The sequence below is a fragment of the Shewanella sp. CG12_big_fil_rev_8_21_14_0_65_47_15 genome, from assembly GCF_002783505.1.
Lineage (GTDB): Bacteria > Pseudomonadota > Gammaproteobacteria > Enterobacterales > Shewanellaceae > Shewanella.
Genome location: NZ_PFGL01000066.1, coordinates 35,493 through 51,125, shown reverse-complemented (window position 1 = coordinate 51,125; position 15,633 = coordinate 35,493). Strand labels below are relative to the sequence as shown.

Sequence of the window (15,633 nt, the reverse complement as noted above, 5' to 3'; positions counted from 1 at the left end):
TCTAGATTCTAGATTCTAGGCCATCTACAACTTAAAACGTTCCACTGAGCTGGTGAGCGAGTGGGCAAGCGTGGTCACTTCGTTGCTGCGTTTGGCCATGTCCATGGCTTCATTGGCATTTTGATCCGCCGCTTGCGCCGCCTCGCTCATGCTCGATTCAATACGTTGACTGTAATCTAACTGCTCATGGGCGGCGTGGGTGATCTCTAGACTCATATCATTGAGCGTGTGCAAAGTGCTTTCTATGTGGGCGATAGCATCCTGCAGGGTTTGGCTCTGTCCGACACATTCGTTTGCCTGATTTTGACCTGTGGTAATTGCACCGGCTGCGATAGAGGTCTCTTTTTGCAGGGCCGTGATCATAGTTTGAATTTCAGCGGTAGCGGCTTGAGTGCGTGAGGCAAGGGAGCGCACTTCATCGGCCACGACGGCAAAACCCCGTCCATGTTCCCCCGCTCTGGCGGCTTCAATGGCGGCGTTCAGTGCCAGTAAATTGGTTTGTTCTGCAATGCTGCTGATGGTGGTTAAAATGCTGCCTATATTATCGCTTTGAATACTCAAGCGGGACATGACCTCAACCGAGCTACTTAAACGAGCACTCAGTTCGGCGATTTTATTGCGATTATCATCGGCAATTTGCTTCACTTGATTGCCGTATTTCGAGGCTTGGCTGATTTGCTTCGCCGATTCACTGGCCTGTTCTGTCACCAAATTAGAACTGGTAAACATCTGTTCTGCTAAGGCTTTTGTCTCATCGACGCGGCTAATTTGCGCCGTTGCGGCATTGGCGATGCGCTGGCCTTGCTCATTGGTTTGGGTGGCTGAGCTGTCCAGCGAATGGGCATTTTGGCTGATATTGGTGAGTAACTTGGCAAGATCGTCACTCAGGGTATTCATATTATCGATCAGAGTGCCAAATTCATCGTCATGGCGTTTATGGATGCGTTTTGATAAATCTCCACGGGCGATGCTCGCGAGTGCGCTGTTCACTAAGGCTAACGGATTGAGCATGGCCTTGGAGGTAAAGAAGGAAATAAAACTCACCATAACGATGAACACCAATGCGAGCACTATCGCTAAGGTTTGCCCTTGCTCAATTGCATCGCTGGCAATGTTTTGCAGGCTGCTAAACCGGCGGTCGGCTAAGGTGATTAGCTTATCTAAGGCGAGATTATTGGCGTTAAATTCTTTATCGGCATCGAGGTAATGTTGCTCGGCTTGTCGCTGCGCCTCAACCACGGCTTCCTGTGCTTTATAAAGCTCGGCAGGCGCCGCGAGTAAGGTATTGATAATCGCATATTGCTGCTCGAAGGTTTGCAGCAAGCCTAAGGTATCAAGCCCATCAGTTTGTTGTTTTAAAAAGGTAAAGTTAGTGGTGAGGTTACCCAGTAAGATGCTGACATCCTGCTGGTGCGATTGGATCACCTCCACACTTTGGGTGTGGATCAGCTCTCCCATAGTGTTGGTTAGCGTATACAGCATGTCGTCGATACGCGTGCCCGTGCCGATAATTTCTTCGAGCAGAGTGGGATTATCGGGGATGGACAGGGTCTCGAGATCGATCATCGCATTACTGGCGTTGGTCCTAGCATCGTTAAAGCGCTGGAAAAATTGTTGGTACTGCTGCTTTGCTTGTTCATTGGCGAGTTTCGCGCTAAACATGGCTTGGCTTTGTTGCAAATAGGCTTGGTATCTTGCCTGCGCCTCTTGCAGGGAAGTCCGCATCTTAGACTGATCAGCCACTCGCTCAGTTAACTCATTTTCGATACTTTGATATTTTTTCTGCAGCGCCGTAAACGCTTGCTGACTTTTGGTTAAGGCGACGGTGTCTTGCTGGCTATGGGCCAAGGTGGCAAGGCGTGACATTTTTAACAGTACCAGCTGCAAGCTATTACTCTGCTTTTGCACCGGTACGGCTAAGGTTTCGATATTTTGGTAGGCGGTTTGTACCTGTGAGAGTGAATAGTAGAAGAAGCTACTGCCAGCGATGAGCAGGGCGCCGATGGCACTAAAGCTAAAAATGATTTTTTGTTTTATGGTAAGCGTTAACATAGTGCGAAAACCTCTTCTATGGCAGTCCCTGAAAAGATATGAGTGATTAGATCGCTGTTTTTATTGAAATATTAATTCAAGTGTAGCAGAGTTCGTCACAAGTAAAGTGACTAGTTATACTGTGAGTTTAACCCTAGTTAAGGTTAACTTCTTGGTTTGATTATTGAAAACAATCTCAACTGTAGCGTAAAAGGATTGAAGATGAAATCAGTCGTGTTGGGTGAAAAGCGTGTCGTACCGACAAAAATTGTCTGCATTGGGCGTAACTATGTCGATCATATCCATGAGTTAGGCAATGATATACCCGACGATATGGTGGTGTTTTTAAAGCCCAATTCGGCGATTTCGACTGTACTGCTTGCCGAGCATCAAGGTGAAACCTTGCACTATGAAACTGAGCTGTGTTTTATGTTTCAAGATGGCCGTTTTAGCAGCGTCGCCCTTGGGTTAGATCTCACTAAACGTGATTTGCAAAGCAAGTTAAAAGCCAAGGGATTGCCTTGGGAACGGGCAAAGGCCTTCGATGGTGCGGCATTATTCAGCCCCTTTGTGGCGATTGATGATGTCGAGGCACCACTGCATTTTACCTTGAGTATCAACGACAACTTGGTGCAAGAGGGGCATATCGATTTAATGATCTACAAACCTCAGACCATATTATCTGAGCTGCAAGCCTTTATCAGTCTCGATGACGGCGATATCGTGATGACAGGCACCCCCAAGGGCGTGGGTGTGATTCCCGCTAAAAGTGTATTTAACGTCAGGCTGAGCCGTGGTCTGCAAGCGGGTGCTGAGCCTTTACTCGAGTGGCAATGGCAAGTGTCTTGAGTCTTGAGTCTTGAAAAGATTGAATTTCGCACGAACAATGTCAATAAATAGCTAAGCAATCAGTGCTGCTACGGCGAGTTATTTTTAATACCGCCGTAGTGTTAATTCCAAAGTTTTAAGTCAAAAGTGTTGATTCTAATTTGCTAGAGTCCTGCGACGGCTTCCATATCGAGTTCGATATCGGTGCAGCCTTTAGCACAGTATATTCCTGCCGCTTGTTCTGCCTTTGCCTGCTCAGGCAATATCACTTTTAATGTCTGCTTACAGCTGGGACATTGCACTGGCTTACCTTTAAATACCCGCTTAATCAGATTCTTCTGCTCATTAAACGAGGTCGCAGTGGTTTGATTTAACACGGCAAAGGGGCTAGTAGAAGCTGTTGTCATCGGTTGGCGGATCCTTAGGCTTGATAAAGTGTTATCACGAGAGTGTCATCGCGAATAGTGAGATTATAGCCTGAGTTGCGCTGTTATTGAAAAGCCTCAATGTAAGAGCGTTAAGCTCATACTTAATCCATCGACCATCACATATGATGGCCGACTTTTTACGAGAAACGACTAGAGGGTGCCTTGCCAAGTCGATGGGCGGGAGTAACGTGCGCCATCTCTGACTCTGGCACGGATGTGTTTGACATCATTAAGCTTGAACGCTTGGCGGTAGCTTTGCCAAGGTCCTGAATCGAGTTGGTATTCCAGCTCGGCATTGAGATATAAGCTATTGAGCACTAACTGCTGATTTTCAATACGGATCCCAGGTGGTGCTATGCGGTAAAAAATTCCCGCTTTCGCTAACTTAGGTTGCACTTTATTGGCATAAATTGCGGCGAAGTTTTGCCAATCCTGTTTGAGCACTTGCTCGGCTTGGCCCTTGAGTTGGCTGGCAAAATGTTGAGTATGCTGACTATAAACTTTACCTTGATAATCATAGGCCAATTCCCATGGCGCCTTATGCCATGCCCGTTCGGCAAGGGCTATCATGCGCGGGAATAGCATGTACTCTGCTTGCTCGTCCGATTGCACCATTTCGCTCCAAAGATGCCCCTGCAAGCCGTAAAAACTGTGTCCCGGTTTGAGCTGGCTGTGGCTATCGTCCGACACAAATGGCTGATTTAAGCTATTGTGCCAGCGCTCGGCATGGGCGGGCAGGTTGTCGGGCATAAAGCTGAACACCTTAAAACTGTCTATTCCCCTCGAGGCCCAGTGATTACCGCGCTCATCTGGATGGCTTTCATAGGGAAAATCGAAATAGGTCACTTCCGGCGTTGAGATCACGACCTTCCAACCGAGATTGACTTGTTTATGGGCGATTTGATGGCCGTTGTCGGAGATCAGTGACCAAGCGTTGGATTGCACTGGGGCTGGCATGTTTTCGGGGCGCACTTCGCCCATGCCATCATTCCAACCTGCGGCAATAATCCCTTTCTCTGCCAACATGTTAGCGACGCGCTCGATAAAGTAGCCATTGAGCGAGTGCAGTCCGGCTAATTCATCGGCTTTTTGTTGGTGCATGGCGATACAGGCAGGAGAGTCGACCCAAGCGCCCGCGGTTTCATCGGCGCCTATGTGGTAATGCACTAAGGGAACGCCCGCGGCTTGGTGCATTTTTTTGACTTCATCAATCACAGTATCGATAAAATGATAGGTGCTCGGCAGGCACACATTGAGCGTGTTGTCATGGTAATACTGGAGGGAAGAATATTGGGTTTTATCCGCAAATTCAGTCAGTAAAAACTCCTCCGCCTTAGTTTTGTCTCCCTTGGCGAGGTAATGGTGATAACGCGCCTCCATGGATTTTATCGCCGCGCGGGAATGCCCCGGCATGTCCAGTGAGGGGATCACTTCGATATGGTGAGCATCGGCCAGTTGTAAAATGGCTTGGTATTGCGCCACGGTTAAGTAGCCATCGACTGAATTAACCTCCGCTATACCGCTGCCCAGTTGCGGCAATAAACAGGTCTGCTCGGTTAAATCGAAACAACGTTTTGCGCCCACGTCTGTGAGTTCGGGTAAGCCGGGGATGGCTAAACGCCAGCCTTCATCGTCGGCTAAGTGCAAATGCAGTTTATTGATTTTATAGGCGGCGAGCTGTGGAATGATGCGTTTAATAAAATCGAGCGAGTGGAAGTTACGGGCTAAATCGATATGCAGGCCGCGAAAGGCATAGCGAGGTTGGTCTTGAATATCGATGGCGACGAGTTGATCGTCACTTAAACTGATCAGCCCAGCGAGGCTTTGGAGGCCATAGAAGAGTCCAGTATCGCTGCTCGCTCGAATACTGATTTGCTCGGCCGTTACGGTTAACCGATAGGCCTCATTTTTGAGTTCATGGCGGTTTGTTTCACTGGCGCTGACTTCACTGCCAGCAAAGTTAGGAGCTTGCGCATCGAGTTGCAATAACAGCGGCGTGCCTCTGTCCTTGGCCGAAAAGCCTAAAGAATCGAGGTAATCAAACGCCGCCTGCCGTCCTTTAAAATCGACAGTCGCAGCCGTGAGTCGATAACCTTTGGCAAGGGATAAAGGCGCCGAGTTTAGGCTTTGGCTATGAAGTGGCGTGGGGATGAGCTTGCCGCTAATGTCAGGCGCCTTGTCTGCGTTTGCATCTGCGGTTAAGGCTTGATATTGCTCGGCTAAATACGGGCCATCGACGAAGGGCGTGTTATCGTTTTTTGCCAGTAAGAATTGTTTATCGGCATTAAAAGGCGCGAGGTAATCTTGCTCGGCTAACCCCGTCTCTTTATCGAGTCGGGTTTGAGTGCTCTTTATGAGTTGCGCCTTATCGCCCATAGCGACAAAGAAGTTTGGCATAAACTCGGAGCGGGTGATTTGGCTGCCCTTGCTATAAAACTCAATACGATAAACTTGATTGGCGACGAATCCCCTAAAGCTGGCTTTAGGAGTGATTTTGTGTAAATCGCCATTGATATGCTCAATGCTAAAGTCACCCGAGTCGACTAAATAAACGGGCGATAACTGGCTGAAATAAATTTGCCAGTCGCCATGATTTAGCTCTTCACTGGATAGCTTGTCACTAGATAGCTTGTCGCTAGATAGCTTGTCGCTAGATAGCTGAGCGGGCAGGGTCAGCTCAATGGCGGAGCGATAGCATTGGGCTTCTTTAGCGGGACAGGTTTCTAGATGACTGGCGGTTAATGTATAGCTCAGCTGAAGTTTATCGGCCAATTGATTAAGCACGCTGCTGTCCGCAGCTTGCGCAGTGTTGGCGGCCTGTACTGATGGCATAGCGAGTATTGCAAGCACTGGCGTTAAGGGAAGCACAGTCACTATCCCGCAGGCCAAGGCTGTCTTCATTCTCTGCCACTTTATTTTCCCTTTCATTGAGTGAGGTCCTTTTGTTGTAAAAACCACTGCGCGGTGCCTATGAATTGTTGGGGCATTGTGATGTTAATTGAAATCGCTTGATTTTCTGTTGTTGTAAAAACCACTGCGCGGCGCCTATGAATTGTTGGGGCATTGTGATGTTAGTTGAAATCGCTTGATTTTCTGTTGTTGTAAAAACCACTGCGCGGCGCCTATGAGGGCAGCATTGTGATGCTGGCTGGCGGAAATCGTCAAGTCAGCCAGTTGCGGCCCATAGACTAAGCTGTGCAATTTTTGTTTAAGTGCTTCAATAAAAAAGGGAAAGCTTTGGCTGACTGAGCCGCCAAGGACGATATCTTTGGGATCGTACACCAGTAAGGTTTGGGCGATCATGTGCGCTAAGTGTTCACCAAAATGGGCGAAGACTTGCAGTGCTTGGCTGTCACCCTCGCAGGCCTTTTGATATAAGTGTTCACCGCTCATTTGATGGTGGGCGGTAAAGTATTGTCCCGAGCAGTAGTGCTCAATAATGCCATCGCGATAATTCAGGCTGCCGATTTCACCTGCGGCGCAATGTTTACCCGAGTACAGCTGACCATTAAAAATCACTCCAGCGCCCACGCCTGTGCCTAAAGTAATGCCGAGCATGTCTTGATTACTGTTGAGCACAGCTTCGCCGAGGGCGAAGAGGTTAGCATCGTTATTCACAACGACGTCAATTTCAAAGGTATTTTGCAGTTGCCGGGCTAACTGAGTCGCCGTCAGCGCCGGGATATTGAGCACTTCGAGTAAGGTGCCGCTCTGCATATCCACCATGCCTGGGATACCGATGGAAATGCCAGAGGTTTCGGGCGTGAGGTGACTGTGGATGCAGGTCACGAGAAAATCGAACACTTGCTCAAAGTTGCCATCGGCGGGAACGGGATAGCGCCAAGTGTCGAGTAAGGTTTTACCTTCCACCTGTGCCAACATCAGTTTAGTTCCCCCAAGATCTAAACATAGGACGCTCATAATAGCTTGTTGCCTCTCGTGTTAGTGGTTGCAATAGGACCTATGTCGGCATCTTTTGAGGTCGATTTAGCCGAAAATATCGTCGTGTTTTTAATCAGTGGCCGAGCCGTTAATGCGACATAGGCTATGTAAGCCATAGGGATTAACAGCACTAACATCCCGAGCCGTAACTCGCCGGATAGCTCGCTAATTATGCCTATGATCGGCGAGATAAATGCACCGCCGATAATGCCGGTACAGAGAATGCCGGCGAATGATCCATGATCTTGAGTGCGCGAATTGAGCGCCAACGAGAAGATCACCGACCACATGATAGAAATGAAAAAGCCAACCAATGGGAAACAAATTAATGCTAGTTGGCTCGGTCCCCATATCGCCACCAGAAAACAAACCAGTGAACTAAGGGAAAAACTGAGCAGCAAGATCTGGCTGTCGATAAGCTTGAGTAGCAGCAAACCGAGTAAACAGCCGAGTGTCATGTAAAACCAAAAGTCGCTGACCACATTGGCGCCGACACTTAAGGTATCAAGGCCATGATATTGCGACAAAAATACTGAGATACTGTTGGCGAGTCCTTGCTCTAGGGCGACATAGGCGGCAATCGCGAAGAAAAATTTCAAAACAGTTTTATCTTTGAAGAGCCGCAGATGGGTATCGAGGGCACCGGCCGAATCACTGGCAAGCTTATCCATACTGGGCATCTTCACTAGGCTAGCGAAGAGCACCATGGCGAGCGCCACCACGGCAAACAGCCAATACATGGCGAGCCAGCTCATGTTCTCGGGCAATAGCTGTTGCACATAGTTAGTGTTCACTGAGGTGGCTTGATCTAAGGCGACAAAATGCTGATACACCAGTGGCGCTAAGGTCGCGGCGCCGCCAAAGGCGAGCTGGGCCAATACGGAGAAAAAGGCAAAATGTTCCGGCCCAGCGGCTTGGCGCAGCAAAGGATTCACCGCCACCTGTAATAAGCTCATGCCAGTGCCGATACAAAACAGGCTAAACATGGCGACGCTAAAAGTGGGCAAGCTCACAAAGGTGGCGGCGCCGATAAACGCTAGGGTAAAGGCTAAGATAATCACCCGTTTCTCACCATAGTTATCCACTAACATCCCCGCCGGAATCGATGTCACGCCGTAGGCGATAAAAAACGCAAAGGGAAATAATCCTGCCAACGTCAGGCCGATGGCATAACTGTCAATTAAGGCGGGGAAAATCGGCCCCATGCTGTTAGTCATCAAGGAGATCACGAAGAAAGTGCAGAGGACAAACAGTATGATAAGTTTGTGTTTCATGTGCTTAGCCAATTGAATTAAGTGAAATTCATTGTGACCTGCTGTCCGCTTCCGTGGTGATACGCATAGTGCCTCTGTCGATACTTTTCACACATCTATACCCAAGCGAGCTGAAGATACGAGTTTCAGCGCGCCCAAGGGGCTTTAACTCAAGATGTGTTAATTCGAGGCGCATCAATGAAACAACGGCCACCTTTGGGCCTTTGGGATTGGTACCGCTCGGAAGTGGAACGTCTAGCTTAGCTGACGGTCATGGGAGGGTAAATTCAGTGTTTGCTAATAAAATCGTTACCTTTAGTTAACAATGGATAGAATAGTATTAGAGTGACGTTGTTGGGTATTACCGCTAGGGGCTGGCGCTATGGACAATAATGCGTGAGACATCAGCATCTTCGATTAAAGGAATGAGCAACTGGAGTTTAATGGATGAAACCTCTGTGTGAAAAAGTGATCCCCGATGAAAACAGCTCTTGGCGTTATTTTCGCTATGAATGGGATCATATGGAGCTCAACTGGCATTACCATCCCGAGTACGAAATTTGCTTAACCCTCAACAGCCACGGTATGCGTTATGTCGGCGATCATATTGCCCGTTATGGTGATTATGATTTAGTGATCATTGGCCCCGACATGCCCCATGGCTGGCAATCCGAGGCCAACCTTGATGTTTCAGCTGACGAGATATCAAATGGTAACGCGCTAAAAGACGGCACTTCGAATGCGAGGGTGCAGGAAGTGGTTTATGTGGCACAAATTCCAGCGGCCTGGCTACACCAAATTGTCAATGAACAGCGTGAGTTAGCGTCTTTGCATTCACTTTTGACCCATGCTAAACGTGGCGTATTGTTTAGTGAGGAAACGGCGCGTAAGGCCCATAGCGTGTTTATGGCGATGGAGACGGCTAATCCCTTTAAACGCTATATTTTGTTATTGGAATTATTGGCGTTATTACAACAGGATAGTCTGCAAGAACTCTTATCGAGCACCTTGTTCACCCATGGCAGTAAGCTCGACTTTACCGTGAAGAAGCTCGATAAAGTGATCGAGCATATCTATGACAATTACACTCAGGCTCTGTCGGCACAGGAGTTGGCAAAGTTGGCGCACATGAGCACCAATCACTTCCATCGCTTCTTTAAAAAACGCACCGAAAAAACCTTAACCGAGTTTATTAATCAGCTCAGGATCGCTAAGGCCTGTAAGTTACTGCTGTCTAATCAGAGTCCCATTTCAACCATCAGCGATCAGTGTGGCTTCAATAACTTATCTAATTTCAATCGCCGCTTCATCCAGTTTAAGGGCGTGACCCCGAGCAGTTTTCGTCAGCGCTTTAGTAGCAAACAAAGGGCGATTTAGGCCTCGGCATCATTGAGGACTCGGGTGGAAATACTGTTCGACTAAGGTTTGACAATAGCGGATGGCCTGCGCCGTAATGTCCGCTGAAATCGGCTCAAAGGGGCGCTTAAGCTTAGGATCGCGATAATCCATCCCCGCTAACAGCGCATACCAAGAGGGGCGGAAGTAGGCGAGCTGCTGATCGTATTGGTAAAGCAGCAGATCAAAGTCTTCCCCGCGATACCAAGCTTGCAGTAACTGAGTCAGCCTCTTGGATAGGACGATTTTCCGTGCCGCTATCCAATAGGGCTCGTTGCGTTGACTGGTGACATAGTGAGCCTGAATGTAATCTTTTACCCCGAGCACTAACTGCATCACCGCCTGATTGAGTGTTTGTCGACTTAAGACTGCCGCTTGCTTATTTAATTGATAACGTTCGAATAATGCCATAAATCTTTCTAGGGTGAACTGGGTCATCATGATGGACGTGGCCTCGAGCGGCTCGATAAAACTCTGTGCCAGCCCTATCGCCAGTACATTATTGTGCCAGGCTTTTTCACTGACACCAACCCGCATTTTGAGAAAACGCACTGGGGTCGATTCTGGCAGATTAACACTGTGCAACAATTCCTTGGCCGCGGCGTTAGCACTGAGGTGGCGACTGCTGTAAACATAGCCATTTCCCGTCCTATGGGTGAGGGGGATTTGCCACAGCCAACCCGCACTCAGCGCAGTGGCACGGGTATGGTATTTGACCTGTGGCTGAGTCGCGACAGTTTGGCTTACCTCTAAGGATATAGGGACGGTTACCGCGCTGTCGTTGAGTAGCTCATCGGCAAAGGATTGAAAGGGCACTTCGAGGGATTGATGGATTAATTTAGCACTAAAGCCGCTGGCATCGATGAAAAAGTCGGCGCTCAGCTGTTCACCACTGGCCAGGGTGAGCGCCTCGATATATTGGTTTTGGGTGGTTGAAACCTCGACCACATCACCAATGATCTGCCGCACGCCGCGTTGGCAGGCGTAATTTTTTAAGTAGTGGGCCAGCTCAGTCGCATCGAAGTGATAGCCGTATTCGTTGGCGCTCGGCAGTGTCTTGCGGGGGGTGGGGCTGAGATTACGCTTTGCCAACACACCGCTGGAGAAGAAATCGTCGGGTTTTACTGCATGACCATGTCCTCGGCGTCTCGCATTGGCGTTGACGAAGAACACCTCGGCGGGTTTCACATCCAGTTGAAAATAGAAGGGATGAAAGTATTGCTGCCCGTCGCCATTCCAGTTGATAAAATCGATGCCGGTTTTATAGCTGGCGTGGCATTGTTCCATCCAATCTTTTTCGCTAATGCCTAAGTTGTCCATAAAGCGTTTTAAGTGTGGCGTCGAACCTTCGCCAACGCCTATGGTGCCTAGGTTGTCCGATTCCACTAAACAGAGTTCAATGGCGGCAAATACGGGGTTGTTCGCGAGTGCGGCCGCGGCCATCCAGCCTGCGGTGCCGCCACCTAAGATAATGATTTTTCTGATTGTTCGCTTCACTTTCATGGCTTATCCCCATTGCATTATCAACGCAAAAAGCCGACCCTAAGGTCGGCTATGCTGTGACTCAAGTTTAAAATTTGTAACTGGCACCGACGAAATAGCGTGAACCAAATTCGATGGTGTTTTGGGTTAATCCGTATTTAACATCATAGGATTGCACCACTTCATTGGTTAAGTTTACCCCTTCGAGTGAAACATCTAAGTTCTCCATCGCATGCCAAATAATCGAGGCATCCACTTGTTGGTAGCTGTCGTTTAACACGTTTTGAATGTTACCCACGCCTAAGTATTCTGAACGCCAGTTATAGGCGATACGGGCGCTGAACAGATCATCTTCGTAGAAGAGTGAGCCGTTGAAGGCGTTTTCTGACACACCTTCAATCATCTGTTCTGTGCCATCGGGGCGAGTGCTCTTACTGTCAACATAGGTGTAGTTGGTCAAGAAGCCAAAACCGCTTTCAAAGTTATGTTGCAGCTGGATTTCAAGCCCAGTCACAGAGCCGTTACCGCCATTCTCTGGAGCGGTAACCCGGCATTTATCCCACTCGGATTCTGAGGCACCGCAGCCTTCGACATATTTAACCGACTCGGTGACAAACACTACGTTATCAATATCTTTGTAGAACAAGGCCGCCGACAGCATAGAAGATTCAGTGAAGTACCATTCGATGCCAAGGTCGGCTTGATTCGCCTTATAGGGTTTTAAATTGGGATTACCGCCGGTCGCAGTACCAAAGTTTTTTGCTATGGCTAAGCCTGGTTTAAGATCGCTGTAGTTGTTACGCGCCATCACGGAAGAGGCCGAGGCTCGTAGGATTAAATCTTCCTGCAGATCGAAGGCGACGTTGATACTCGGTAGCCAATTATCGTAATTGACGGATTCATTGTAGGGCTTGCCATCGGCAAAACCGGTTGAGGTTTGGTCCGTGTTAACGTAACGCACGCCAAAGTTACCGCGGTAGAATTCGCCGCTGAAATCCGCTTGAGCGTACAGGGCCAACATATCCTCTTCGACAGTGAAGGTGTTACCGAGATCGGCGACTTCCACTAACTCGCCATTGGCGTATTTCTCGCTGATAAAGGCCCACCATTTGTCTTCATCTAACTTGGCATAGGAGTCGAGTACATTGCCACCGCTCTGGGAATGTAGCCCAGACAGTACGCCATCGCTCCAGTTAGCGAGGTTGCCATTGGGCACGAAACCTAGAATTTCTGCGGGGTTACGGTTAAAGGCATTACGCTCGAAATCACTGGTGTTGTACTTAATCCCGACCGCAATTTTATTAATAAAATCATGGTCGAGTTGGTATTCGAAATCGGACTGTGCATAGGTCACTTTATGATCTTGCACTGTGGTTTCGTAGTTCGCTTCTTGGGCGTGCTTAAATTGACTGGCATCGTTGGCATCTAAACTGGTCAGCACCACTTGATAGGGACCCGTGGCATCGTAACTAAAGCCGCCATCGACACTGCCTTGTCCGTTAGGGAAGGCGGGGTCGCCAATTTTGCCGCCTTGATCCGTCGCTGGGATCCACCAAGAAGATGAACCACCTTGGGTGCCGCCATCCGAGGTCGATTGGCCAATGACGCCGCTCACCGTAAAACTGTCTCCGACGTATTTTCCGGTCAAGTTGAGTACGTCAGATTTCATATTGACCGCGTGGCGCACCACAGGGTTATAAATAATCGACGCATACGCCGGCAGAATCGTTGCCGATGCTGTGCCGCCTTGGGCGTTGTTCACTACGTTGGTGGAGCCTGAACCGCGGGCGCCAACGGTTAAGAAGTTATGGTTTACGTGGGGGATATCGAGTTCAAAATTAAAGTAATCTAAGGTGAACTCGGTATTGTCAGTTGGTGCAAATTGCAGTGTGACTTGGGCGCTGGTCCGTTCACGTTCTGCCCTAAATGCCTGCGAGCCTATGCCCCAAGCGCCAACGGTAGATTCTTGATTTTGCGCGGGATCGGCGGCGAAGTATTCATAATAACCACTGAGAGATTCCAGCACTTGGCGGCCGCTGGTAATTTTCTCCACTGAATAGGCACCTAAAATGCCGAACTTTTCGTCGTCATTTTTCCAGCTCCCGAGGAAAGAGCCGCTCGGGTCTGTTTCATCGTACAGGCTGCTTTGGCTCAGCTCGCCAGCCACTTGATAGGTGTGGGCATCGAGATCTAAGGGCTTGCGGGTTTTGAGATCGACTGTGCCGCCCAGCGCACCTTCTTCAAGGCTCGCGGTTGGCGTCTTGTGCACTTCAACCGCACTCGCTTGCTCGGCTGACAATAATTCCATGTTGAAGGTCCGAGTGGCGGGACCAAGGTCATACCAAGAGGTGCTAGCAACGGTTTGACCGTTCAGCAAAATACGGCTCTGCTCTGGCGCAGTACCGCGAATGGTAACGCCGCTTACTTCGCCGTATTGCCTATCGACTGTGACTCCTGAAATTCGCTGCAGCGCATCACCGATGTTTTTATCGGGAAACTTACCTATGTCCTCCGAGGTGATGGCATCGACCGTGGAGTCGGCGAAGCGTTTGGTATTCAATGAGGCTTCAATCGAGCGACGTATGCCGCGTACTTGGATCACCTCCATATTTTCTGCCGTTGCCTCTTGTTGCTCCGCCGCGACTGCGGTTGAACTCATCCCGAATAAGGCGTTAGCGATACAAAGTGCGAGCAAAGAGCTCTTAAATAATTGACCTTCTGACATGTTATAGCGTCCCTGTAGTGCTTTAGTGTTGTTTTTTTCTGCAGTTAACTTACCTGTTATCGAATTGTTGATGCGGTACTTTTCACACTAGGATTGGTATTTTTCTATTGTGTTTAACGCGGGGGAAAAGATGATTTCAACTTGAGTGGCGATGGAGATTTATCGACTTAGCGTAGAAAAGTATGGCTTGTTGCTAGGATGGTATAACTAACGCCATCTGGATTACTCACTATAGATATGCCGAGCGAATGAGTGCCGCCACTGCGTGCGAGTTTGGACATAGTGGGCGTTAACTCATTTATTTTAAAACATTAGCTTCAAGCATTATCTACAGGATGAATTCATGAAACTGAAATCGATAGTCGCCGCAGTTGGACTCTGTTTAGCGAGCGTAAGTCTTGCCCACGCCAGCGATAAAACCATTTACCTCACCTTTGATGATGGTCCAATTGATGCAACCTTAGGGCTGTTAGACGCGTTAAAGGACGCCAATATCAAGGCGACGTTCTTTATCAATGCGTTCCATATGTATGGCGAAGGGGATGAAAACGAGGTGTTAGCGACCGTTGCCCTGCAACGTTTGCTAGACGATGGTCATATTCTGGCAAACCACAGCTACGATCATATGCTGCATAACTGCACCGATGGCGTGCAATCGGGGGCGGCATATTGTAATCAAGTTGGCCTCTGGCCGGTTAAATCCTATCAAGATGCGGCCACCGACTTTACCTACTTCGTGACGAACACCGCCAAAGTGGCCGAACTTATTCCTAATGCTGCCAGTTATCCCAATAACAAGATGACTAAATTGGCGCGTTTACCCTACACCAATGGCTGGCGAGTGACCAGTAAACTCAAAGGCGACGGCTTGTGTGCAACCTCAGATACTGTGCCGCCTTGGGACCCAGCTTTTGCTTGTACCGCCGAAACCTCTACCAACAGTTCGCAAGTTGCGGTGCAAATTCAAAATATGCTCGCCGAGAGTGACTATAAGATATTTGGTTGGGACTTTGATTGGGGCCCCGAAAATTGGGGCGTCGCATTTCCTGCTGAAACCATGGCCGATGGGGTTGAGTTGGTGAATAAAATCAATCAAGTGATCAACACTTGTGCCCCAACGACGATGAACCCTCTGAACAGTCGCACACCGAACTTAGACTGCAGCGATGGTTTACACGACGGTAAAGTGGTGATCTTGACCCATGACTTCTTATTTGAGAATGCCCATCGTGGTCAAGGTGCGACCATCAACTTGCCTAAAATTAAACGCTTTGTGGAAGAGGCGCAGCGCCAAGGATACCGTTTCGACACGCTAGATAACTATGCCCCCGCTTGGCAGGATCAGCATGATTATCAGCAGCCTGATTTTGTCTCCTATCAAGATAAAATTTATTCCTTAGTGCAAGCGCATTTTTCCCAAAGTAATTGGCAACCGAGCCAAACCCCAGCCTTGTGGAAAAACGAGAAATAGCTAAGTGTTGGGCTGAGTATTTACTCGGCCCATCATATTCGCCGAGTAAAGGGCATGTTGCTGAACTCAGCCTGACAA

Annotated in this window: 10 protein-coding genes; 3 read left to right on the top strand and 7 right to left on the bottom strand. The window is 48.7% G+C overall.

Annotation, left to right across the window (positions count from 1 at the left end; genetic code table 11):
* Window positions 1-24 precede the first annotated feature (24 nt).
* Window positions 25-2,052, bottom strand: a complete 2,028-nt coding sequence (locus COW15_RS18890; protein WP_293634997.1) for a methyl-accepting chemotaxis protein — start codon at window positions 2,050-2,052, stop codon at window positions 25-27.
* 201 nt (window positions 2,053-2,253) lie between these two features.
* Between COW15_RS18890 and COW15_RS18885 the strand changes: the two genes are divergently transcribed.
* Complete coding sequence (locus tag COW15_RS18885) at window positions 2,254-2,880, top strand: fumarylacetoacetate hydrolase family protein (protein WP_293634995.1); 627 nt, start codon at window positions 2,254-2,256, stop codon at window positions 2,878-2,880.
* Between the two features lie 143 nt (window positions 2,881-3,023).
* Here COW15_RS18885 and COW15_RS18880 read toward each other — a convergent pair whose 3' ends face one another.
* The 4 genes from COW15_RS18880 to COW15_RS18865 form a co-directional block, all read right to left on the bottom strand.
* Window positions 3,024-3,266, bottom strand: a complete 243-nt coding sequence (locus COW15_RS18880) for a hypothetical protein (protein WP_006080930.1) — start codon at window positions 3,264-3,266, stop codon at window positions 3,024-3,026.
* A 171-nt stretch (window positions 3,267-3,437) separates the two neighbouring features.
* Window positions 3,438-6,215, bottom strand: coding sequence for a family 20 glycosylhydrolase (locus COW15_RS18875; RefSeq protein WP_293634982.1), 2,778 nt, complete (start codon window positions 6,213-6,215; stop codon window positions 3,438-3,440).
* Between the two features lie 117 nt (window positions 6,216-6,332).
* A complete protein-coding gene (locus COW15_RS18870; protein ID WP_293634980.1) occupies window positions 6,333-7,208 on the bottom strand; it encodes an ROK family protein in 876 nt (291 codons plus the stop codon).
* The gene (locus COW15_RS18865) at window positions 7,205-8,503 is read right to left on the bottom strand and encodes an MFS transporter (RefSeq protein ID WP_293634978.1); all 1,299 of its coding nucleotides are present in this window, start codon (window positions 8,501-8,503) and stop codon (window positions 7,205-7,207) included. The genes COW15_RS18870 and COW15_RS18865 overlap by 4 nt, the downstream gene beginning before the upstream one ends.
* Window positions 8,504-8,929: 426 nt before the next feature.
* On the opposite strand from COW15_RS18865, the gene COW15_RS18860 reads away from it, so the two are divergent.
* Window positions 8,930-9,859 (top strand): AraC family transcriptional regulator, encoded by a 930-nt coding sequence (locus COW15_RS18860; protein ID WP_293634976.1) that lies wholly within the window; start codon window positions 8,930-8,932, stop codon window positions 9,857-9,859.
* A 9-nt stretch (window positions 9,860-9,868) separates the two neighbouring features.
* On the opposite strand, the gene COW15_RS18855 is transcribed toward COW15_RS18860, so the two are convergent.
* Window positions 9,869-11,380, bottom strand: a complete 1,512-nt coding sequence (locus tag COW15_RS18855) for a tryptophan halogenase family protein (RefSeq protein ID WP_293634974.1) — start codon at window positions 11,378-11,380, stop codon at window positions 9,869-9,871.
* A gap of 67 nt (window positions 11,381-11,447) precedes the next feature.
* Window positions 11,448-14,084, bottom strand: coding sequence for a TonB-dependent receptor (locus COW15_RS18850; RefSeq protein ID WP_293634972.1), 2,637 nt, complete (start codon window positions 14,082-14,084; stop codon window positions 11,448-11,450).
* Between the two features lie 343 nt (window positions 14,085-14,427).
* Between COW15_RS18850 and COW15_RS18845 the strand changes: the two genes are divergently transcribed.
* A complete protein-coding gene (locus COW15_RS18845; protein WP_293634970.1) occupies window positions 14,428-15,555 on the top strand; it encodes a polysaccharide deacetylase family protein in 1,128 nt (375 codons plus the stop codon).
* Window positions 15,556-15,633: the final 78 nt, after the last annotated feature.